The organism is Pseudobacteroides sp. (genome assembly GCF_036567765.1).
GTDB lineage: Bacteria > Bacillota > Clostridia > Acetivibrionales > DSM-2933 > Pseudobacteroides.
This window is the reverse complement of the sequence record NZ_DATCTU010000045.1, coordinates 84540-107179: the sequence shown is the minus strand read 5'-3', so window position 1 is coordinate 107179 and position 22640 is coordinate 84540. Positions and strand designations below refer to the sequence as shown.

The following is a 22640-nucleotide window of genomic DNA, read 5'->3' as shown; positions in this document are numbered from 1 at the left end:
ACTTAACTCGTCAACACCCGCTCAAAAACGGAAGTAATTTTTCATTCATGCCCTAATATTATTCCAACACTTAGTATTATGGAGGTTTTCGAGTGAATAAGGAATTTAGCAGTACTCATAGCAATAATAATTCAAATGCAGCCGACAGTAAAAGCACCAAATATTTATCCAGATTTATAAGCAATGAAAACATATCAAATTTAAGTTGTCCCGACGTCCTGGAGGATATACTAAAGAGTGCAGAAGAAGAAATATCGACTTCAAGTATCCTTGATAATTTTCTAAGCCGCTTGAATAATTCTACTTCTTCAATTTTAGATTATATCCATAAGCTAAAAAAGGCTGGCATTACTGTCAAAAAGAAGTGCTTCAATACAGTATCCGAAGCTACTTCCTATCTTAAAAGCATAGATCACAGGGGATTGATACCCTCTAAAATTAATTTTGGGAAGCTATCGGACTTATCTCGAAGAATATATAAAGAGGATATTGATCCGACAGTTTTACTATTGTTTGTAAAAAAACACAAATTTATTATACCTGTGCCAGTTTTTATTGTTATTGGCTCTATTGTGATATTCAATAATATTGCAACAACTACAGGTTCAGATGCAATATATACTGCTGCAGATTGCAAATCGGTTGTTTCAGTCAACTTGGATAATGAGATTGGGCCGCTGACTGAAAATAAAAAGCCTGTATTTGACAATCAAATTATGTCAGATTATAATTTTTACAGCTATTATGATATATATTCTACAAACAATGCTAAAAATAAGGTAATTGATAAAAATGCCCTGAATAACATTTTATCCTCTGAAAATAAAAAGAAAGCTGCTGACTCAAGTACTAAAACAAATAAAAACGCTGCATCAAAAGCACCAAAGAGTATTATTTCAAGGTCTGCCGAGCAAAGGGAGGATACGAGTGACATCATAAAAAGCAGCAGTACAAAAATGCAAATGGTGGCCACCGCATATGATTTATCTGTTAAAAGCTGCGGCAAAAGTCCTTCCCACCCTGCTTATGGGATTACCAAAACGGGAACGAGAGCTACAATAGGTAGAACCATTGCTGTTGACCCGAGTATTATTCCTTTAAGAAGCAAGGTATATATATCATTCCCTGAAGCTTATAAAAATTTAAACGGGATTTATATTGCAGAAGATACAGGAAGTAAAATAAAAGGAAATAAAATTGATATCTTCTTTGGGGAAGACAGCCCTGGAGATCGCACAGTTAACAGCCTTGCTAGGAAATTCGGCGTTCAGGTTGTTAATGTATATGTATTGGATTAATATGCTCTAAGGCAGAGCTAATTTTAAATATTATATAAAAAGTTATCTTTTTCTATTTCTAATTATTATTTTTTCGTTTATAATGTAACTATATTAAAAGTGTTAAGCATTTATCATTTTTAATATACAAAAAGTGTAATTAATCTTACATTTGTCGAAGCGTATGGTCTGTAAGGATTTACGACAGACAAATGTAAAGGTTGATCACTTTTATTATGTCAGGAATAAATAAAATATAGTTTTCATCATTTGTAAGCTTACAGATATTTAAAGCTTATTATTGTACAAGCTTGCAATTTCGAAATAATATTTTAATCATTCAACTGACAATATTGTGTCTATCATAGATATATAAATTTAAAAACGGGGGTAATTTATGAAGTCATCAAGAGTTTTTCTGGTTTTAATGAGTTTACTGATTGTTTTCAATCTTGCAGCATGCTCTTCAAAACTTTCTGATTCTGTTGCAGATGTTGGAAACGAAAAGGTTACATCAACTGAGTACAAGTTCTTTCTTGGACTGGTAAAGATGGATATGGAAGGTACAGGCGGTGTTGCAGATAAGGATGCAGTAGCAAAGAAGGCGTTCTGGGATGGTAAGGAAGGAAATGAACCACGTAAGACGATAGCAAAAAATAAGGCTATTGACAAGCTTCATGAGTTAAAGATACTTTTAATAAATGCAAAGAAAGAAAAGTATAAATTGGAAGAAGCTGACTTGACCCAAATAAAAGCAACTGTTGACGAGCTTATTCAGTCGGAAGGTGCCGGCAAGAGAGAGGATGCTGACAAGAAGGTAAAGGAAAAGTTCAGTGTATCCATCGATGAATACGAGGCAATTTATAAGGACTACTATCTTGCATATAACAAATATGCTGGTGATATAGTCAAAGGTATGAACGTCACTGATGAACAAATAAAGGCTCGCTATGGTAAGGACGAGCCTAAATATAACACTGAAATGAGAACAGTTAAACATGTGCTTGTCATGACTAAGGATCAAGCCACAAATCAGCCGCTTCCAGCCGATAAGCTTAAAGAAAAAGAAAAGCTTGCAAATGATATTTTGAGCAAGGCAAAAGCAGGTGAAGACTTTGATGCTCTGGTCAAGCAGTATTCGGAAGACCCGGGCTCAAAGGATAAGAACGGACAATATTCCTTTGGAAAGAATCAAATGGTTCAAGAGTTTGAAGACTTTGCGTTTAACCCCAGTGTAAAAGAAGGCGACATAGGAATGGTTAAAAGCATACATGGATACCATATTATTAAGTTTATCAAATCTGGTACCTACTTCGAAAATGAAAAGGAAAATATTAGAGCAACCCTTCAGTCAGAGAGCATAAAGGCCAAGATTGATAAGTGGAAAACCGAAAAGGAATACAGCCTTACAAAAGATCAGGCTGCCATAGATAATGTTCAAATCTAAATAACACGTTACCAAAATGGAACTACAAAACGTAGTTCCATTTTTTGATAAACTGTTTTTAGTCTTGCATAGAAAGGATTTGCTTATGAAAATGTTTGATTCACACGTTCACAGTTCATTTTCCGGTGACAGCGAAACGGATACAAATATTGCCTGCGTCACAGCTATTGACAAAGGCTTGGCAGGTATTGCCTTCACAGATCATCTTGACATAGATTATCCGAACTTCGACATCAAATTCCTAATTGATTTCGATGAGTACTCAAAGACTATGGATGGCCTTAAATCCTCATTCTCTTCCCGTTTAAAGGTGCTAAAAGGTATTGAGGTAGGCTTGCAGCCTCATGTAATTGATGCTACAGGTGAAGTGGTAAAAAAATACGACTTTGATTTTGTTATCGCTTCAATACATGTTATAGGAGGGATTGATCCTTATTACGGAGAATACTTTAGGTGCAATCCTGACAAAAAGACTGCATTTAACAGGTATCTCTCTGAAATTCTCAATGGACTGAACAACTTTGACGATTTTGACGTTATAGGGCATATCGGCTATATAAGGAGATACTGCAATTATGACGACAAATCTCTAAAATATGATGATTATAGCGACATATTGGACAGCATTTTAAAGGGAGTTATTGAAAAAGGCAAGGGAATTGAAATCAATACCTCCGGCTACCGCACATTAGGAACACCTATCCCCGACCTGGATATAATTAAAAGATATAGAGAGCTTGGAGGGGAAATTATCACAACAGGCTCTGATGCACATACACCTGAGCATATCGCTTGGAATTTCGCTGAAATAAAAAAAGCCTTATCTGATATAGGCTTTAATTATATTGCACATTATGAAAATAGAAAACCTGTATTGGAAAAAATCACATAGCGATTTTTTCCAACTTTTTATTCAATAACTCCTCCGCCAACAACTGTATCCCCATCATAGAAAACAACCGATTGGCCCGGTGTAACAGCTCTTTGGGGAGTGTCAAACAAAACCTTGACCCGTCCGCCTTCTAAAGGGCTGATTACAGCAGGTGCTTCCTTTGCTGAATACCTGATTTTTGCACTTACCCTCATCTCACCGTCAAGGCCTTCTATGGAAATAAAGTTTAGGTCAAATGCTGTAAGCGAATCTCTGAAAACCTGATTTCCCTCACCTAATATAACCTGGTTTTTGTTAGTATCAATCCCCACAACAAACATGGGCTTTCCAAATGCTATACCAAGTCCCTTCCTTTGTCCTACAGTGTAGTGGACAATCCCTTTGTGCCTCCCTAAAACATTTCCGTCAATATCCACAAAGTTCCCTGGCTTGATTTTGGTACCGTTCTTCTCTTCTATAAATCTACCGTAATCATTGTCTTCAACAAAGCATATTTCCTGGCTGTCAGGCTTTGAGGCTACAGCAAGGCCTATTTCCTTTGCCATTTCCCTGACCTGATCCTTTGTGTATTCACCTATCGGCATCAAAGTATGAGCAAGTTGATCCTGCGTCATTGTATAGAGTGCATAGGTTTGATCCTTTGCACTTGTAGCTGATTTTTTAAGAAGGTATCTCTTTCTATCTGAGTCATATTCAATCCTGGCATAGTGACCTGTTGCTATATAGTCTATTCCCATAGATTTGGCTTTCCCCAGCATTTCTTCAAACTTTACATGCCTATTGCAGGCAATACATGGGTTTGGAGTCCTTCCGCTTATGTATTCGTTTACAAAGTAGTCAATAACCTTTTTTTCAAAAACACTTTTGAAGTTCATAACATAATATGGTATTCCAAGCTTGTTTGCTACCCATCTCGCATCATCCACCGCTGATAAAGAGCAACAGCCGCCCTCGCTCTTTTGCCTGTCCTCATCCATATCAGGCCAAATTTGCATGGTAACCCCTATTACATCATATCCTTTTTCCAAAAGACAAGCGGCTGCTACAGAACTGTCAACACCGCCGCTCATACCCAACATTACCTTTTTCTTATCCATTATAGCTTATGCTGCCTTTCCCATTATATCATTCGTCGTCTTCATCGTGCTCGTGGTGATCATGATGTATATCATCACAACGCCTTCCGCAAGCAGAAGCCGAATCACATTCATCCAATAATCCGTTTTTCCTCTTATAATCTTCAATAGCAGCCCTTATTGCTTCTTCTGCCAGATTTGAACAGTGCATCTTTGCAGGCGGAAGTCCATCCAACGCTTCAGCCACAGCCTTGTTTGTGATCTGAAGGGCTTCTTCAATAGTCTTTCCTACAACAAGCTCAGTAGACATACTACTGGTTGCAACAGCAGCACCGCACCCAAATGTCTTGAATTTAGCATCTACTATCACACCATTATCTATCTTAAGATACATTTTCATTATGTCTCCGCATTTAGCATTACCTACTTGACCAACTCCGTCAGCATCTTCAATCTCCCCTACATTTCTAGGGTTCATAAAATGATCCATAACTTTATCGCTATACATTTTTATTACCTCTCTTCACATTTTCATATAATGGTGACATTTCTCTCAATCTTTCAACAATAACAGGCAGTACTTCCAGCAGCTTATCAACATCTTCATTGGTGTTTTCCTCACCATAGGTAAGTCTCAATGACCCATGTGCTATTTCATGCGGTAAACCTATAGCTAATAGGACATGGGAAGGATCTAAAGATCCGGAAGTACATGCTGAACCGCTTGAAGCCGCAATGCCTTTCATATCAAGCATCAATAAGAGTGATTCCCCCTCAATAAATTCAAATGAAAAATTCACGTTTCCAGGTAATCTCTTTTCCCTGTGTCCGTTTAATTTTACAAAAGGTATTTTTTTCATTACCTCTTCTATGGTCCTATCCCTTAATGCCATAATCTTTTTATTGTATTCATCAAGATTGGCCGTTGCAAGCTCAATTGCCTTACCAAATCCGACGATACCCGGTATGTTTTCTGTACTGGCTCTTCTTCCTCTCTCCTGGGCACCCCCATGTATAAAGGAAACAAGCTTTACTCCCTTTCTTACATAGAGTGCACCTACTCCCTTTGGCCCATAGAACTTATGGGATGAAATTGACATGAGATCAATATTCATTTCCTTTACATTTACATGTATATTACCAATGGCCTGAACAGCATCAGTGTGGAAATATATTCCCTTTTCCCTTGCAATCTTCCCTATTTCTGCAATTGGCTGCACAGTTCCGATTTCGTTATTTGCAAACATTATTGTTATAAGTATGGTGTTTGGCCGTATCGCATCGGCAACCTGCTGGGGTGTCACAAGCCCGAACTCATCAACAGGCAGATATGTTACCTCAAAGCCGTCATTTTCGAGATACTGGCATGTATGAAGAACAGCATGATGTTCAATACTTGTCGTTATAATGTGGTTTCCCCTAGCTTTATTTGCATATGCTACGCCTTTGATAGCCCAATTGTCTGCTTCGGTCCCGGATCCCGTAAAAAATATCTCTCTTGCCTGGGCACCGATTGCATCAGCCACCTTTTCTCTTGACTCTTCTATCGCCTTTTTGCTCTCTCTTCCAATTGTATATATGGAAGAAGCATTGCCGAAGCTATTAGTAAAAAATGGAGTCATAGCTTCAACTACCTCAGGTTTAACATAAGTCGTTGCAGCATGATCCATATATATAAGTTTTTCTCCCATAGCATTTTCTCCTTAACCGTTATTGTTTATGTTTTCCCAAAATAATTATTTATTAAACATCATTAATAAAAAGTGATTAATCTCTTATCAGATAAAGTACATTATATCATCATTTTTATTAAGCCTGTGGTACTCATTGATAAGGTCCTGCAAAGATATGGAATCAACTACCTCATTTACCCCATTCATCATTTTTTCCCATATCATTTTTGTGACGCAGAAGCCATACCTGTCACAAGAAGATTCATTATCCCCACTGACACAGCTTACCGGTGCAAGAGAACCTTCTAATGCCCTTAATACAGATCCTACCGATATTTTGTCAGGTTTATCTGAAAGTATGTACCCCCCTTGTGCTCCCCTTATACTTTTTACAAGCCCTGCTTTCCGAAGGGATGCAAAAAGCTGCTCAAGATAGTTTTCTGATAATTCCTGTCTCTCCGCTATGCTTTTAAGAGAAATGTTTCCTTCAGAGCTATGGAGTGCAAGATCAAGCATGGCTTTAACACCATATCTCCCCTTTGTAGATAGCTTCATATTTTAACACCCTCCAATTCCAAGTATATTACTTGGATTTCTCGTAATTAGATTAGCACTTTGGATATAATTAGTCAATACATTTATAAAATTTTACGCCTCGCAGATAAGCGATCATTCTTCTCTATCTCTTTTTTTGCTGTTAAAATCTTTTCTTAAAAGAAACCAGTATGTCAGTGCAACAATTGCATATACAGTAAGACTTTGAACCATATATAGATGAATAAAGACTATATTGACCAATAATAGAACAAATCCAGCCAGCAAAAGCCATGCAACAACTCTTTTCATTTTATAGACCCTCCCTTTTATCCTTGTTTCTGTTTTTCCATCTGTCAAGCCATTCCTTTATTCTTGCCTCATATCCATTGGCTGTCGGTTCATAATAGACCGTACCCCTCATTTCCTTCGGCAGGTATTCCTGATCAACAATATTCCCCTGATAGTCATGTGCATACCTGTAGCCTTGACCATATCCCAAATCCTTCATTCCATTAGCAGGTGCATTCCTTAAGTGCATTGGAACCTCTCCTGTCCGCTTCGTAGAAACATCACTTAATGCTTTGCCGATAGCCTTGTAACTGGAATTGGACTTAGGGCTTGTAGCAACCATGACTGCCGCATGTGCCAGGATAATTCTGGCTTCCGGCATACCGATCATTCTCACCGCCTCTGCAGCAGCAACAGCTACTTGTAGTGCAGATGGATTTGCCATTCCAACATCCTCCGATGCACATATTATTATCCTCCTTGCCAAAAACACAGGATCTTCACCTGCATATATTGCCCTTGCTAGATAAAAAACTGCCGCATCAGGGTCACTGCCCCTCATTGATTTTATAAAAGCACTTATATTGTCATAATGACTTTCGCCTGATTTATCAAATGTAATATGCTTTTTTTGCACACACTCTTCAATTGTTGCCAAACTGATGTGAATTATACCGTTTTCATCAAGCTCAGATGTAAGCACAGCCAGCTCTATGGAATTTAGTGCTGTTCTTGCATCACCGTTGCTTATTTCTGCCAGATAATCAAGTGCATCATCATCCAATTTTACATCATAATTACCCAGTCCTCGATCTTTGTCCTTAAGTGCATTTTTTATTATGCTCTTCAGGCTCTCAACGCCAAGGGGCTTAAGCATAAAGACGGAGGATCTTGATATCAAAGCTTTATTTACTTCAAAGAACGGATTTTCAGTAGTTGCACCTATAAGCACAATCGTGCCGTTTTCCACATATGGCAGCAACGCGTCCTGCTGTGATTTATTGAATCTGTGAATCTCATCTACAAACAAAACAGTCTTTCCGTTAGGATTCAATATAGGGTTTTGGGTATCTGATGCAATCCGTTTAATATCTGCCACTCCCGAGGTTACCGCATTAAGTTTTTCAAACCTGGACTTTGTGGTAGATGCGATTATCCTTGCAAGAGAAGTTTTCCCAGTGCCAGGTGGCCCGTATAGTATGATTGAAGCTATTCTGTCTGCCTTGATCATTCTGTATAGAAGCCTTCCTTGCCCTACAATTTCTTCCTGTCCGAAAAATTCGTCTATAGTCCTCGGGCACATTCTGTATGCAAGGGGTTCCTTTTTATCTCTTGAATCTTCTCTTGTATTTTCTTTTGTATCATCTTTCGAGTTTTCCATTGATATATCCCCCCTCCTTCAATCGCCGAATTTCCCCAGACGTTAACAAGACTCAGGTACTCCTCCCTGAGTCTTGAAATACATTTCTATGGATATTTATTTTAATAAAGTGGATATTTGCCGCAAAGAGTGCCAACCCTCTGAACAACCTTCTCCCTGGAGTTGTCAAAATCAGTAAGTGTCATATGAATAAGTTCTGCAATCTCCTTCATATCCTCTTCCTTCATGCCCCTTGAAGTAACAGCAGGGGTACCTATTCTTATACCGCTTGTTATGAAAGGACTCTGTGTATCAAAGGGGATTCCGTTTTTATTAACTGTTATGAACACCTCATCAAGCATAAACTGAGCTTCTTTACCTGTAACATTTATATTTCTCAAATCCATCAGCATAAGGTGGTTGTCTGTTCCGCCTGAAACTATGTTAAGTCCTTTGTCCATGAGGCTCTGTGCAAGAACCTTTGCATTCTTAACTACCTGATTCTGATAAACTTTGAATTCATCTGTCATTGCCTCTTTAAAGCTAACAGCCTTCGCAGCAATCACATGCATCAGAGGTCCACCCTGAAGACCCGGAAAAACTGCCTTGTCTATCATTTTAGCATACTCTTCCTTACAAAGAATCATACCTCCACGAGGTCCCCTTAAAGTTTTGTGGGTAGTAGTTGTAACAAAATGTGAATAAGGAACAGGGTTTGGATGGATACCCGCAGCTATTAATCCTGCTATATGAGCCATATCCACCATCAGGTATGCTCCCACCTCGTCGGCAATTTCCCTAAAAGCCTTAAAATCCAACTCTCTAGGATATGCACTTGCACCTGCAACTATGAGCTTTGGATTGTTTTCTTTTGCAAGCTTCCTTAATTCCTCATAATCTATTCTAAAGTTGTCGTTTCTAACTCCATAAGGTACTATCTTATAGTACTTACCAGATATGTTTACAGGGCTTCCATGGCTTAAGTGGCCGCCGTGAGCAAGGTTCATACCTAATACTGTATCACCTGGCTCTAAAACTGCAAAAAACACCGCCATATTGGCCTGAGCGCCTGAGTGGGGCTGAACGTTTGCATGCTCTGCTCCGAATATTTGCTTAGCCCTTTCGATTGCCAGCCTCTCTACCTCATCTACAAATTCGCAGCCTCCGTAATATCTTTTTCCAGGATATCCCTCTGCATATTTATTTGTAAGCGGTGTACCCATAGCTTGCATAACTGCATTGCTAACAAAATTTTCAGATGCAATAAGCTCTATTTTGTTCCTTTGACGGCCAACTTCGTCTTTCATAGCCTTTGCAACTTCTGGATCAATTTTTAAAACTTCATCAATATTGTACATAAAAATCCTCCTAAGCATTTATAAATAAAATGTGATTAATCAAATGTATAGATTTTATAGACATTAAAAAAAGCCAAACCCACATGATTTGACCTCTGAAATCAATTATACACCTAACTCTGTCCTTTTGCCTGAGAGATTATTCCCACATCATCTGTGGCGAACTTGCCCCTTCGGCGCCTTGACGGTCTCTCCAGAGGTGCGTCCTGTTATAGTCTTTTTACCTGAAAGTGTAGCTTCTTCGGTGTGCCTTTATATATCACTTTTACCTAAAGCTTATATATTAAAAGGCATCTCTCCCATAACACTCATCCGCAATATTTTATTAATCTTTAACAAATTAATTATAATAACAAAAATAATTTATGTCAATTAAATGCCTAAATTTTTTTATGCCAATGTTGTAAAATCCTTTTAGAATGTAAAAATCAATTGATAATGGTACTCATATGATATAGAATAAGCCTAAACAAATTCAAATTAAGGAGGATTCAATGGATCGTCGTTATATAACAACAACTTTTTCATTTGATGACAAAAAAGTAGTATCTTACCTAGGCATTGTAAGGGGCATCACTGTTCGTTCGAGAAGTATAGTAGGAAACATAGGTGCAGGAATTCAAAGTATATTTGGAGGAAACATATCTCTCTATACTGAATTATGTGAAAGAGCCAGACAGGAAGCGTTTGAAATCATGGTACAGCATGCCGATCAGATTGGTGCAAATGCCATAATCGGAATGAGATATGACGCCAATGAGGTTTCACAAGGCATAACCGAAGTTTTATGCTATGGAACGGCTGTCAGAATAGAGTAGAGACCCTAATTCCCTATATATTGAGAAAGGGGCCTTAGGCCCCCCTTATACTCAACCATATCTAAATCGGCTTATTTTTATTATAGTGATTACTAAAGTCTACATATCCTTCACTGTGGAGAAATAAGTGTCAAAATCTTGTACCATTCCTCCAAACTGGATTAATACTTCTCTTAGCTGTGTATATTCCCATTTGGAAATTTTATGGGCATTTTTTTCTATATATCCCCTAATAGCAGGTAATGCTCTTCTATCTCCATATACACCCAAAGCATTTGCTTCGATGAATTTGTAGCTGCTTTCCTTAAAATATTTCTTTAATTGGTTGTAAACAGCATCAGATTTGTTTTTTGAACCTATTCTTGCCAGACTAATTAGCAGAAATCTATAAACCTGACCTTTTTTGTCACTGCTTTCAATCGCACTTACTACTCTTTCGATAGCAGGTTCTCCGATTGCCTGTATGGCATTCATAACTGCAGTCAATGTGTTTGCATCAGTCTTTTGATCTTCCATTTGTGATACTATCTTAAATAAAGGCTCTAATAATTTTGTGTCCCCAATTATTTCTGCGGTGTGCATTACAGCCTTTTGTCCAAATTTCATGCATTTTTGCTCATCCAATTCCAAAGAATTCAACATGGCTACCAAATCATCCAAAAGTTTATCCTGACTAGCCTTTATGTGTTTGGCCAGACCATTGGGGATTATGCCTGCGTTTTCAACTTCAAAAGCAACTACCAAATCTATCACATCAGATAAATTATTTAAAATTCCGAAATACTGGAGAGGTGTCATACCGCCGATTTCCTCATAGGCGATATTTTCCCAGGAGTTCATCACATCGTATGACTCAATAACAACATCGGAAACCATTTTTGTATATACTTCGTCATAAGTATTATTTCTAATTGAAGCTTCAAGATACTCCTTATTTTCGTCCTGAAACTTTTTTGCATGCTTCTTTAATTCACCAGACAAGCTTTCAGATATAAATTTGTGCTTTTCGTTAGTAACTATCATTCCAACACCTCATTAATAAAGTTTATATTCACTTGGTTTTAAAATCATTTTTAATTATAACATATATAACCCAAATGTGCTATTAAACTAATTCGTTCAAGTTAATATTGATTTTCAAAGGCTATGTCATTGTTAGAGGTATTTTTGTGTAAAAATAGGTTTAATAATTGTACGCATTGTTAATAAGTGATAATATTTATGTGGAAGATCAACTGGAAATATCAGTTTTAGTCCTGTAATTACATTAAAGCAGATTTTCCTCTATGTATTTGTTGACTTTTAGCTTATAATTCTCAAAGGTATATTCAGGTTGGAAGTCTTTCATAAACTATGCGTTCCAGTTCTACATCTTCAAGGTTTGTATAAATATAATTGCGTCCGTCTATGACTGCAAAACTAGTCCGTGTGCGTTACCCTTTGATATGTTTTTCGTTAGTACTATTTTGGGGTAACAATTTTATGCTTCTAACAATCTTCTCCATATCAGTGTAATCTCCAGTTGTACTGATCTGTACCTGATGCAGCTTCAGGATTAGTTGAGTATATCCATCCATCTGGAATATCTAAAGATATTCTATTGAAATTAGTAGTCTGAGTGCTTTCTTGCACTTGGGTATTATTATCAGTGATCTTTGCCGTCCTTGTTTCTCCGTTCCATGATACAATTGATCCAAGACTCTCAGAGATAAATCTTAGCGGAACCAATGTCCTATTCTGTATTATCTTGGCTGGTACATCAAGCTTTTTATGAATGCCGTTTATAGTTGCATCAGTACTATCTACTTTGATATTAACCGTTCGAGTACCTTTTACTCCTATTGCTGTTCTCGTATTCGCGTTCCAGGTAACAACAGCACCGAGAGCCTCAAAGATCGCTCTTACTGGTACAAGTGTCCTTCCATTCTCTATTACCGGAAACACATCAAATTTAACTATATTGTTATTAACTATTACTGTAATAGGATTAGCTGCTTCATGTACTATAGTAAGATTCAAAGTAAATATTACAGCAAACATTGCTGAAATTAACCTTTTTTTTCAAAATAAACATATTATCGCCCCACAATTTTATTATTTTTATTCTATCAGAATATAAAACATAATTGATTAGCACAAAAATATTTTACACACTGTTTTCATCCCTTAGTTGTGACTTCTCAACAATACTTATTTTGGGGTAGCTTTCCATAGTTTGATTGAAGTGCCTTGCTACAACCATTATATCTGTGATGTTTATTACTGAATTATTATCTACATCCATATCCGCCAAATAATTAGAATCGCCTTTAGAAGTATTAAAGGCTTTTGCAAGTTGAATTATATCGGCAATATTAATGCCTCCATCTTGGGATCCAACCAAATCCCCTACCCACAACTCAATTGGCGATTCAGGCAGAGATATAGAAATATTGTTATTATCTATAATAACATCCTCTATCTTCCTCTTTAAATAGTTATCCTTACTTATCTCAATATCATACCCTTTATCTGATCTGGGGACATTTGTAATTTCAAAATACCCGTTTTCATCAGATATAGCAGAAAACTGAGTACCAGATAATGATATATTGAATCCAGCTCTTAAAGAATTCAACAAGCTATCTGTAAAGTCCGGCTTGATATACCCTGTTATTTTGGATGTGTCCTGTATCAAAGTATTGCTGATTGTAAGTGTATAATCACCCACTGACAGTATTGATTCGTTATTGACAACAATATTATATACATTATTAGCTATTAAATTACAACATAAAGTATTGTTACCAACATCCGCGTATTGAATATACATACCATATGTGTCATAAATTTTTATGATAGAATTCATATCGGTTTTTATTTTAAAATAGTACGTACCCGATGTTGGAGGAATAAATTTAAATGCATCATAATCTTCCGGATAGTTTATGGAAGCGTTAGTATCACCAATTTGTACTATGGAAGCTTCTTTCATAGTGTTACCATTGTCATCTGCATGTGGTGGATAAATACAAATATTATAAGGTTCAACGTGTTTATACGATTTTATGTCAATGAAGTAAATTTGATTTTCCTGAAGAAAATAATAAAAATTAGAGGTATCTAATTTATAATAATACTTATCAATAATATTACCTTTTTTATCATATAAATATATATCATTGCTGTCAATCTCAGGCACTGATATACAATACAAACCTTTAACGGTAGTTGTTAAATTGAATGTATCGCAATCGCCATAATAATCAACTCTGCCAGATACGGGAACTTCCTTTCCCAATGTTTTTGAAAAGCTGGGTGTATTCCCAAAGTCATCTATAATTGGTCCTTTTAAAGTAAATGAATAGCTAAATGTTGCTAGATCTACGTCATTTTTAATGTAAATATAATATGTTTTATCTTTGGCTAAAGAAAAATAAGCTTTTGAAACATTGTCAGTAGCACCGCAATCTTTGCTCACTGTATTGCCATCTGAATCCAGAATTCCTATAGCATTTCGCATATATGTATAAGGACCAATGCCGGGATTGACTTTTGTATTAATGTTATCCATGCAGTACATACCACTTATTAATGGTTTAAAGGAGAAATAATCTTCATCGCAGTTATTGATTTCTCCTTTGATCTCGGTATTCAATTGGATTTCTGTTGCTGTTTCTACTGAATTTCCATAATCGTCTTCACTTGATTCTTTAAGTTCGAATGAATATCCGAAGGATGAAGCATACGCATCATTTCTAACAATAATATAGTATGTTTCTGCTTTTTTCATCTTGAAATACGCCTTTTCACCACTATAGTTAACTCTTGCACTAAGGTTATTGGAATCAATAATTACCAAATTGCTTGAAGGATAATTACCAATATAGTATATTCCTGTATCTGAAGGCTTAAAGTAAAAGAAATCAATATCATAATGTAAATTTGCATATCCTACAATAGGACTATCCAATTGGATTTCCTTTGCTGTATCCTTTGAATTTCCTTCATCATCAATTGGTCCTTCAAGAGTAAAAGAATAATCGAATATTGAACTTTTGAAGTTATTTGAAATAGATATATAATATGTAGTGTCTTTCGTTAGATTAAAATATGCTTTTTCATGGCAATAACCAACACTTAAATCATTGCCGTATGAGTCAATAATTCTGGTGATGTCACACAATACGGGAGGAGAACTATTTCCAACTATTTTAAAGCTGTCCATGCAGAATACACCATCAGTTGAAGGTCTGAAAGAAAACCAGTCAATGTCAAAAATGTAGTTATTACTACCCTTAATTATAGTATCCAATTGAATTTCCCAGGCTAATTCTTTTGCATTTCCATAATCATCTTCAATGGGCCCTTTCATTGTGAATGAATAGGAAAATGTAGAATCAGGAAAATTACATTTTGTAGAAATATAGTATATAGTATCTTTTTCTAACCAAATGTATGGATCTGAATCTCTATAATACACTATTCTTATAATTTTTCTGTTTTGATCAAAAAGCGTAAAATTTCCATCAAAGGTGGCATACCCATTAGTTATCTTAAAGTCATCTATGTAATACATTCCTTCAACAGAAGTTCTAAAACTAAAAACGTCGCTTTCTCCAAGTAAACCTGCAATACCATTAACCTGATTATACATCTCAATTTCATATGCTGAATCGGTTGAATCCCCATAATCATCAATAAATGGCCCTTTTATCTCAAAAGAATAATTAAATGTTGAATTTACTGAGTTGTTTGATATGGAAATAAAATAAGACTTGTCATTACTCAGATTTAAACATGCCCTAGAATTGCCGTCATAATAAATATTCATATTATTACCGTCAGAATCAATCATCTGTAAAACATTTTTTATATTAGGAACCGGATTGTAGTTGCTGATATTTGATAACATAAATCCGTATATAAAATACTTCCCATTTGCTGAAGGCGTAAAACTGAAAAAGTCCCTGTCATTCAGGTAATCCATTTTGCCCATAATTTTTTTGTCCGTTTGGACTTCTTGGGCTGATTGTTGGAGTAATGGATTTATTGTGGGTGTTGGTGTACAGACAAATGTTGAATACACGCTTTCCATTACTGTTGGTTCAGGTGTCTGGTAAACAGATTGTTCGCTATTAATTGGAAAACCTATATTGAAATTCGCAATTAATACAGAAAGTACAGCCAAAAAGCTTAACATCTTTTTTATTCCACTAGTAATCATTTCTTTCTCCCCTTTTTAAATTTAACTCATAAGTATTTCCTAGCATATAAAAAATTTTATATTATTTAATAAATAAATCTTATCATTTGTATACTTAATTATCAACAAAGGGTTAATTTGATTAACAAAGATTAAAATAATGAAATAAGTGAAGATACATAAATCAATTGAGTATCTTTCGAAAAATGGCCTTCACGCCCACAGGGAAAAAGGTTGGAGGTCATTATTATTATTATTAAAATTCAACTATTAAAATTTTACATAAGATTCCAATGATTCAAATTGTATATTATAACACTGATATGAATTATTGAATTAGATGGACATTCAGCTATTATATACATAAAGTTTAAAGTTTTTTATATTTTTCATACCTTTTGTACTATTATTTTCAAACCCGGTAAAATACTCTTATTAGATTTCTAATCATAATTAATTTTCAACAGAATAAAAACTCAAACTCTTACAAATTCTATATACGACTTTCATTAAAGAGCTTTCAAGGTAAAACATTAGTTTTTAACATTTAACTATCTATTTATAAAGAAAGGAGTCTAACAAATGAACAAGAGCAAGAAACCTAGAACAACTATTACACCAAACTCTCAAAACAAGACTGAACAGGTGATAACTCAAAATGCAGCAAATCCTGAATTTAAGAATAAAGCAAAGGGTAAGCTAATTGATAAATAAATAATAAATAAAAAGTAGTTGTACAGTATTATATGTATTATATAAACACCGCAACTACTTTCTGTCTATTTTTACTCAAGCAAACTCATTAGGCAACCCCTTTATTTATTGTCCACTGTTACATTAATTAACTTTACTGAACGATTTATCATTACAAAGGACTCCGCCCTCGTTACTTCCTTTTCTGGATAAAACATATTTCCAGGATATCCTTTAATAATATTCATTTCAACTGCTTTTGCCACATACTCCAAAGCCCAAGTATGAATGTTCCCTGAATCAGTAAAACTCAATTCTGTGCTTTGAGCCTTTCCAAAAGCAAATGCTCTAATTAAAACAGCAGCCGCTTCCTCACGGGTAATATATTTGGAAGCCTTAAATGAGCTATCATCATACCCAATCATAAGCTTATTCTCAAGAGCTGTTTCGATATATGGTTTTGCCCATTCAGCAAACTCTCCTGCATCTTTGTACTGGATGGAACCTGTATTGACTATCTTAAGCTTAAGCACTGATACAATAAGCTTAGCCATTTCAGCTCTTGTAATTTTAGAATCTGGCTTAATAGTATTGTCATCATATCCACTCACAATTTTGTCTTTCATAAGTTCCGAAATATCTGTCTCCGCCCAATGTCCTTTTATGTCCTGGTAGCCTGAAAATGCTTCAGGTATTTTTTCTTCCGGAACAGTAACTATAGTCGGTGTTGTAGGAGTATTAATATTGTTTGTAGATGTATTAGCATTTGAAACTATTGTTGGGTAATTCACCCTCACCACACGAACCTTGTATGTTTTTTGCGTTTTTTGATCTTGGGCAATTACAGTGAAACTTAAGTCGTTATCACCGATTTTCAGATCAAGTACTCTTGTGTTTCCGCCTGCAATAGATGCACCTGCATCATATACACTTGCAGCTACTGAAATACTTTGCGTGCTGCTAGATACATTTATCTGGTATTGGGTTTTTGATGGTGAAAACGCGGGTGTCAGTTTTCCTTCACTCGAAGTAATGCTTTTTAAATCCGCATTGTCGGATAATACATTGACGGTTCGGATGCTTGGAACTGCCGCGTTTCCCGCTGAATCATACACTGAGTAGGTTACTGAATAACAACCTGGAACCAATGTATCTACATTGTTTTGCACAAGAATTTGTTCATCCTTTATAATGTCAAAATTGTCTGTTGCACTTGCTCCTGGGTCTATGTATTCACTCCCTACAACAATGCTTGTGATGCTGTCACCATTAATATTAATGCTAGGGTTTGTTTTGTCAAAATAAACCGAAGATGTCACACTTAAAGGTTGCCCCACAAAGTTTTTTCCATCTGCATTTTTTTCAATTGACGAATAATCGCTTATAGTAACCGGAATATAGCCTTCGGTATTATCATCGCTCATTTTATAAACCGCTGACCATACACCTTCTTGTTTGGTTACCTCCGCTTCACTTCCGCCGATCATTACCTTAGGTGCTGTAATAGCTTCACTTGGTGTTATTGTTAAAGTGATTGTATCTCCTATCTTTGCAAATCCATTATTCCTGTTACTGGATGTCACAAAGTAATTTTTGATACTGACTTCCGGGGAGCCAACCTTTTCCCAGGAAGAATATGCAGTCGTACTTTGGTTGTAGGGCAAGCCTTCCCCGTCATCAGTGCATGTTATTTTAACACGGATATACTCATCCCTATCATCTGAAGTCAATTTATATGAGTCCTTTGTTGCACCAGCTATATCTGTTACATTCAAGGCCTCTAAGCCTGAAGTTCTTTGCCATTGATACGAATACGCCAGATTCCCTGATTTTAAATCAGTGTTATCATTCCACATACCTGTTGTTGCATTCAAGGTTTGACCCACCCAATAACTTCCTGATACAGCAGGTTTCGTTGTGTTGCTTGGCGGATCATTGATGGGCTTTATTGTTATGTTAATTTTTGTTTCAATGACTTGACCATCACCATTGTCTTGGTTAAGTACCACCAGGTCCGTTCCACTGTAATTTAATACTGGTGTATATATTACAACCCACTTTCCATCTCGTATTCCAGTATTGGCAGTACCATGTGAAGGATTTGTCTTAATGCTGTAGCTGGTACTTGAGCCATTCCCTTGTGGCAAAAGGATAAGATTATCTTTACTATCCTCATCAAAGGAGGAATCCAGCATGATTGTGTAATTTAACTTTACATTAGCTGAATAATCATAATCTTCAACTACAATTTGTTTGAAGCCTGCACTGTAATTTTGAGGATTCCAATAATCAACACCCCTTAAAGTATAAGTCTCAAACCCTTTTGTATAGTTCTTAGGGTTCCAATAAGCTTCATCCTTAAGTACATAAGGTGTAAAAGCCCTAGTATAGTTTTCAGGGGACCAGTATGTTTCATCTTTAATTTTATAGGATTGAAATAAATTATTTGCTGTATTTGATGGAGCCCAATATGCTTCATTTTTTATTGCATAAGGCTTCCAATGGGAGGAAGTTGCACCTATTTCATTGATATTTGCATTGGTATACCTTGAAGCAAGTATACTTGAACCGTAGATAGTATATCCCCTACCATTTGAATCTTCCCTGGAACATAAATAATAATTGTTTGTCTGTTTGCAATATACAATATCTCCCATATGAGGGCTCATATCAAAAAAGTCGTTAATGATTACGAAGTTATAGTCTTGGGTTACCTTATAGTATGAGCCTTTATCCGAGAAATAATCTCCGGCAGCATGCTTTCCGCTTATGACACCAATTGTCCCTTGTGGTGTATACGATCCAGTGCATTCATAGTAACCACCGTTAAAAGAAACTTTATCTCCAGTATTATATGTCTTTTCTACCTTCCATTCAGGAACTGTTTCCAAATATGGAGTATGAGCTGTTTTTACCTCATAGTAATTGTTGTTGTATCTGATGATATCTCCTGTTTTATATGTACTTGTTATATTCCAATTAAAGACTTTATCTGCTTCAGGCGTATGCTCTTCTGTTACCTGATAGTATTTCCCATTTCTCTCAACAATATCTCCTACTTTGTATGTGTTCCACATTTGCCATATTGTATATGCATCCAAGGTGGGAGTATGTGGGCTATTAACTTTATAAGCAGCTCCACCATATGAAACAATATCTCCTATATTGTAGGTTTTTCCTACTTGCCAGGGCATTGCCTGATCTATTATGATACTGTGGTTACTGATGCATTCATAGTGTTTGCCATCATATAGTAGCACCTGTCCCTTTGTGTAAGCTGCACCGTTTGCACCATCCCAAGATTTGCACGGGTCCATGGCAGGATACAATCGCACATTGTTAACATCCTTATCGTTTAGTTTTCCATCATAGTTTAATATGACAAAATCGCGTTTTTTGAGGTTGGTTCCTGTCACCTTATAATGGTTACCTGTCTTCAACAGATTTGTCCCTGTCAAACTTCCTTGTCCATCAAAATCAAATTCCAAAACGAAATTATCAATGGTATTGTTATGTACAACATCATCATAATCGTTTGTAAATTTAATCTGAAGCTTGGCATTTTCGTTCACCGATTCAATTCCCAAAATTACACCGCTCGATGTAATATCTACTTTTGTAGAATCGGCAAAAACTCCACAAACAGGAGATACCACCACAACCATAGATAAAATTAAAGATAATACCCTTCTTTTAAACATTCTTCCTACTCCTTTTTATTTATTTCCTCCAATGGACTGATAGCATTTAAATTTTAGCCCGGAGGCTGGAATTAAACAGCACCCTCTCGGTCCCAAGCCAAGCACTCTTCATTGAAAATGATTCAATTACTGGCTTAAAGATACATAAAAAATCATTTGTCGCCAAGCATATGCAGTGTTTTTAGTCATGATTAATTTACCATGCCAATGATCAATTTTTGTTTGCTGACGCTTGCATATCCATTTAAAGCAATGCTGTGCCAATTTTATCAACACTTCATTCAACTTCTCTTTTAGATCAAAGGTAGCATAGCATACGTATTCTTATTATAAATGTACTAATAAATCCTGAAATGCTCATAACACTAATGGGAAATATATTTATCTTCCCCTAGCTCCATCTATAACGCCTGCTATAAACGCCAAAATAGGTATACTTGCTAAAAAAGTAGCAGTAATAATGCCAGACAATTTTAATATCCTGCTCTTTTCCTTGTTACCTATAAAAATTAATAATATAGATACTATCAAACTTATTATATATACAGCATATGTTTCCAAGTATGATTCCTCCTATAAATTATTACTACTGTTGCCATAGGCTCTATCTATCACTATTTTTAGTATATCATTTCCAAATTAACATTAAAAGTACTTTATAAGTGCTCAATAATCTGTTAAACAAATAATTGATCGAATAATTGTTCGTCTGGCTTTGTCCAAGGGTAAGCTGAACTATAGGTTGTCCAACAAAGTTCACTGCACCAACTCCTTCATAAAATGCACGTAATACAATAGGAATAGGACCTAAATTCAACTCTTTGAAGTATCTCATCAAACAGATTATGAATATACTCAACTGAAAAATCACCAAACTGCAGATTGTAGCCATAATAAATGGTTACAGTAAATTTTGATATATTTTTAATATTTTACTTATTTTTTAATAGAATACTAGAGGATACTTTTTAAATAGGGTAAAAACTTTGACTACAATTATTTTAATTTCAATAATAATAGTACTTGCATTACTATTACTTTATAAACCTGTTAAAACAATTTATCTAAGACCCCTGATTCTTCCGATACTATGTATTATCTTCATAATGTCCATTGTTTTGTTTCCAAAAACCTCGGTATCAGCTGCATTAAAAGGCATCAATATATGTTTGAATATTGTATTCCCTTCTTTATTTCCTTTTTTAGCTGCATCAGAGATTCTGAACAGAACAAGTTTTACAAAGGCAGCAGGCATACTCCTAGAACCCATTATGAGGCCGCTTTTTAACGTCCCCGGCTGCGGTTCTTTCGCGGTTGCCATGGGTATAACAAGTGGTTATCCTGTGGGTGCAAAAATCACCGTTGACCTGAGAAATTCAGGTCAAATCTCCAAGTATGAAGGAGAGAGACTTCTGGCATTCACAAACAACTCGGGGCCTCTCTTTATCGTGGGGGCGGTTGCTACAGGAATGTATGCAATGCCTCGCCTGGGTTTTTTTCTTTTACTGTGCCATATACTATCGGGACTTACTGTTGGCCTATTATTTAAGTATTACTGTTTTGGAAAAACTAAACCTAGGGACAGTAAAAACTCAGCTGCAAATAAAAATTTCCCGAGTAAAGTTCCAAATAATACTTTGGATCGCCTTAAACAGGAAATACTTAAAAACAAAAATTCCAAGGGTTCATTCGGTGCAATTTTTGGAGATGCCATAAAAAATTCTGTATCCGTTATGCTCCTTATAGGAGGTTTCATAACCTTCTTTTCTGTACTTATCAATCTTCTGATAGACATTGGCGTTATAGAAATAATATCACTACCCTTTACATTTATATTATCGTTTGCAGGTTTTACAAGCGAGGCAGTTTATTCTTTGATATGCGGTTTTTTTGAAATAACTACAGGATCAAATATGATTGCCAGCACCGGAAACATTCCCTTTGCATTGAAGCTTTCTCTAGCAAGCATGATAATAGGCTGGGCAGGCTTATCTGTGCACTCACAGGTATTGGGAATTGTATCACAATCAGATCTTAGCATAAGACCTTATCTTGCAGGAAAATCTCTGCATGGCTTAATTGCTTCAGTATATACTTATGTGTTATTTAAGTTGGCAGGGCACTATTTTGATTTTGAAAGCCAGGTTATAGCATCTTTCGAAGGGATTACAGAGTACAATTGGCTCGAATCGTTTTTATATTCCTGCAAAGTATTGGTTTTTGCTTTTATATTTATGATTGTTATATTGGGTATAATAAAATTTGTTCACCTTGCAAAGGGCTTAATCTACAGATAAATATTATGGTGTAGCATACACTATAATTTCTCACGACA

Annotated in this window: 18 protein-coding genes and 2 riboswitches; of the genes, 6 read left to right on the top strand and 12 right to left on the bottom strand. The window is 35.9% G+C overall.

The genetic code is table 11. The features are described from left to right. The first annotated feature begins 92 nt into the window (after positions 1 to 92). From VIO64_RS08320 to VIO64_RS08310, 3 genes are all read left to right on the top strand, one after another. Positions 93 to 1298: a 3D domain-containing protein gene (locus tag VIO64_RS08320; protein ID WP_331917040.1), complete on the top strand. Its 1206-nt coding sequence runs from the start codon at positions 93 to 95 to the stop codon at positions 1296 to 1298. Between the two features lie 376 nt (positions 1299 to 1674). Then, the gene (locus VIO64_RS08315) at positions 1675 to 2724 is read left to right on the top strand and encodes a peptidylprolyl isomerase (RefSeq protein ID WP_331917038.1); all 1050 of its coding nucleotides are present in this window, start codon (positions 1675 to 1677) and stop codon (positions 2722 to 2724) included. Between the two features lie 85 nt (positions 2725 to 2809). Next, positions 2810 to 3616 (top strand): histidinol-phosphatase HisJ family protein, encoded by an 807-nt coding sequence (locus VIO64_RS08310; protein ID WP_331917036.1) that lies wholly within the window; start codon positions 2810 to 2812, stop codon positions 3614 to 3616. Between the two features lie 17 nt (positions 3617 to 3633). Here VIO64_RS08310 and mnmA read toward each other — a convergent pair whose 3' ends face one another. The 7 genes from mnmA to glyA form a co-directional block, all read right to left on the bottom strand. Beyond that, entirely contained in the window at positions 3634 to 4713 is a 1080-nt protein-coding gene (gene mnmA / locus VIO64_RS08305) for a tRNA 2-thiouridine(34) synthase MnmA (protein ID WP_331917034.1), read from the bottom strand. A gap of 28 nt (positions 4714 to 4741) precedes the next feature. Continuing rightward, positions 4742 to 5200: a Fe-S cluster assembly scaffold protein NifU gene (nifU, locus tag VIO64_RS08300; RefSeq protein WP_331917032.1), complete on the bottom strand. Its 459-nt coding sequence runs from the start codon at positions 5198 to 5200 to the stop codon at positions 4742 to 4744. Continuing rightward, positions 5193 to 6383, bottom strand: coding sequence for a cysteine desulfurase NifS (gene nifS, locus VIO64_RS08295; protein WP_331917030.1), 1191 nt, complete (start codon positions 6381 to 6383; stop codon positions 5193 to 5195). Before nifS ends, nifU begins: the two co-directional genes overlap by 8 nt. A gap of 87 nt (positions 6384 to 6470) precedes the next feature. Next, on the bottom strand, positions 6471 to 6920 hold the full coding sequence (locus VIO64_RS08290; protein ID WP_331917028.1) for an Rrf2 family transcriptional regulator: 450 nt from the start codon (positions 6918 to 6920) through the stop codon (positions 6471 to 6473). Positions 6921 to 7034: 114 nt separating this feature from the next. After that, positions 7035 to 7211 (bottom strand): hypothetical protein, encoded by a 177-nt coding sequence (locus VIO64_RS08285; protein WP_331917026.1) that lies wholly within the window; start codon positions 7209 to 7211, stop codon positions 7035 to 7037. Position 7212: 1 nt separating this feature from the next. Beyond that, the gene (locus VIO64_RS08280) at positions 7213 to 8571 is read right to left on the bottom strand and encodes a replication-associated recombination protein A (protein WP_331917024.1); all 1359 of its coding nucleotides are present in this window, start codon (positions 8569 to 8571) and stop codon (positions 7213 to 7215) included. 101 nt (positions 8572 to 8672) lie between these two features. Then, positions 8673 to 9908 carry a serine hydroxymethyltransferase gene (gene glyA, locus VIO64_RS08275; protein ID WP_331917022.1) on the bottom strand — a complete coding sequence of 412 codons (1236 nt, stop codon included), beginning with the start codon at positions 9906 to 9908 and terminating at the stop codon, positions 8673 to 8675. 117 nt (positions 9909 to 10025) lie between these two features. Then, positions 10026 to 10107, bottom strand: a riboswitch (glycine riboswitch). A gap of 3 nt (positions 10108 to 10110) precedes the next feature. After that, positions 10111 to 10220, bottom strand: a riboswitch (glycine riboswitch). A 182-nt stretch (positions 10221 to 10402) separates the two neighbouring features. On the opposite strand from glyA, the gene VIO64_RS08270 reads away from it, so the two are divergent. Next, positions 10403 to 10726, top strand: coding sequence for a YbjQ family protein (locus VIO64_RS08270; protein WP_331917020.1), 324 nt, complete (start codon positions 10403 to 10405; stop codon positions 10724 to 10726). Positions 10727 to 10825: 99 nt separating this feature from the next. Here VIO64_RS08270 and VIO64_RS08265 read toward each other — a convergent pair whose 3' ends face one another. The 3 genes from VIO64_RS08265 to VIO64_RS08255 all read right to left on the bottom strand — a co-directional run bounded on the left by VIO64_RS08265 (position 10826) and on the right by VIO64_RS08255 (position 15932). Further along, positions 10826 to 11749: a hypothetical protein gene (locus VIO64_RS08265; protein WP_331917018.1), complete on the bottom strand. Its 924-nt coding sequence runs from the start codon at positions 11747 to 11749 to the stop codon at positions 10826 to 10828. A 483-nt stretch (positions 11750 to 12232) separates the two neighbouring features. Next, on the bottom strand, positions 12233 to 12766 hold the full coding sequence (locus tag VIO64_RS08260) for a copper amine oxidase N-terminal domain-containing protein (protein ID WP_331917016.1): 534 nt from the start codon (positions 12764 to 12766) through the stop codon (positions 12233 to 12235). Positions 12767 to 12872: 106 nt separating this feature from the next. Further along, entirely contained in the window at positions 12873 to 15932 is a 3060-nt protein-coding gene (locus tag VIO64_RS08255; protein WP_331917014.1) for a hypothetical protein, read from the bottom strand. A gap of 561 nt (positions 15933 to 16493) precedes the next feature. Between VIO64_RS08255 and VIO64_RS08250 the strand changes: the two genes are divergently transcribed. Further along, positions 16494 to 16625, top strand: a complete 132-nt coding sequence (locus VIO64_RS08250) for a hypothetical protein (protein ID WP_331917012.1) — start codon at positions 16494 to 16496, stop codon at positions 16623 to 16625. Between the two features lie 101 nt (positions 16626 to 16726). On the opposite strand, the gene VIO64_RS08245 is transcribed toward VIO64_RS08250, so the two are convergent. Together VIO64_RS08245 and VIO64_RS08240 are read right to left on the bottom strand one after the other, a co-directional pair. Then, positions 16727 to 20305 (bottom strand): S-layer homology domain-containing protein, encoded by a 3579-nt coding sequence (locus tag VIO64_RS08245; RefSeq protein ID WP_331917010.1) that lies wholly within the window; start codon positions 20303 to 20305, stop codon positions 16727 to 16729. Between the two features lie 381 nt (positions 20306 to 20686). Further along, the gene (locus VIO64_RS08240; RefSeq protein ID WP_331917008.1) at positions 20687 to 20866 is read right to left on the bottom strand and encodes a hypothetical protein; all 180 of its coding nucleotides are present in this window, start codon (positions 20864 to 20866) and stop codon (positions 20687 to 20689) included. A gap of 545 nt (positions 20867 to 21411) precedes the next feature. Here VIO64_RS08240 and VIO64_RS08235 point away from each other — a divergent pair. Beyond that, positions 21412 to 22602 (top strand): nucleoside recognition domain-containing protein, encoded by a 1191-nt coding sequence (locus tag VIO64_RS08235; RefSeq protein WP_331917063.1) that lies wholly within the window; start codon positions 21412 to 21414, stop codon positions 22600 to 22602. Positions 22603 to 22640 lie beyond the last annotated feature (38 nt).

Coding starts and splice junctions, on each gene's coding strand:
- VIO64_RS08315 (WP_331917038.1), top strand. CDS start 1,675: ATGAAGTCATCAAGAGTTTTTCTGGTTTTAATGAGTTTACTGATTGTT.
- VIO64_RS08310 (WP_331917036.1), top strand. CDS start 2,810: ATGAAAATGTTTGATTCACACGTTCACAGTTCATTTTCCGGTGACAGC.
- mnmA (WP_331917034.1), bottom strand. CDS start 4,713: ATGGATAAGAAAAAGGTAATGTTGGGTATGAGCGGCGGTGTTGACAGT.
- nifU (WP_331917032.1), bottom strand. CDS start 5,200: ATGTATAGCGATAAAGTTATGGATCATTTTATGAACCCTAGAAATGTA.
- nifS (WP_331917030.1), bottom strand. CDS start 6,383: ATGGGAGAAAAACTTATATATATGGATCATGCTGCAACGACTTATGTT.
- VIO64_RS08290 (WP_331917028.1), bottom strand. CDS start 6,920: ATGAAGCTATCTACAAAGGGGAGATATGGTGTTAAAGCCATGCTTGAT.
- VIO64_RS08285 (WP_331917026.1), bottom strand. CDS start 7,211: ATGAAAAGAGTTGTTGCATGGCTTTTGCTGGCTGGATTTGTTCTATTA.
- VIO64_RS08280 (WP_331917024.1), bottom strand. CDS start 8,571: ATGGAAAACTCGAAAGATGATACAAAAGAAAATACAAGAGAAGATTCA.
- glyA (WP_331917022.1), bottom strand. CDS start 9,908: ATGTACAATATTGATGAAGTTTTAAAAATTGATCCAGAAGTTGCAAAG.
- VIO64_RS08270 (WP_331917020.1), top strand. CDS start 10,403: ATGGATCGTCGTTATATAACAACAACTTTTTCATTTGATGACAAAAAA.
- VIO64_RS08265 (WP_331917018.1), bottom strand. CDS start 11,749: ATGATAGTTACTAACGAAAAGCACAAATTTATATCTGAAAGCTTGTCT.
- VIO64_RS08260 (WP_331917016.1), bottom strand. CDS start 12,766: ATGTTTGCTGTAATATTTACTTTGAATCTTACTATAGTACATGAAGCA.
- VIO64_RS08255 (WP_331917014.1), bottom strand. CDS start 15,932: ATGATTACTAGTGGAATAAAAAAGATGTTAAGCTTTTTGGCTGTACTT.
- VIO64_RS08250 (WP_331917012.1), top strand. CDS start 16,494: ATGAACAAGAGCAAGAAACCTAGAACAACTATTACACCAAACTCTCAA.
- VIO64_RS08245 (WP_331917010.1), bottom strand. CDS start 20,305: ATGTTTAAAAGAAGGGTATTATCTTTAATTTTATCTATGGTTGTGGTG.
- VIO64_RS08235 (WP_331917063.1), top strand. CDS start 21,412: ATGTCCATTGTTTTGTTTCCAAAAACCTCGGTATCAGCTGCATTAAAA.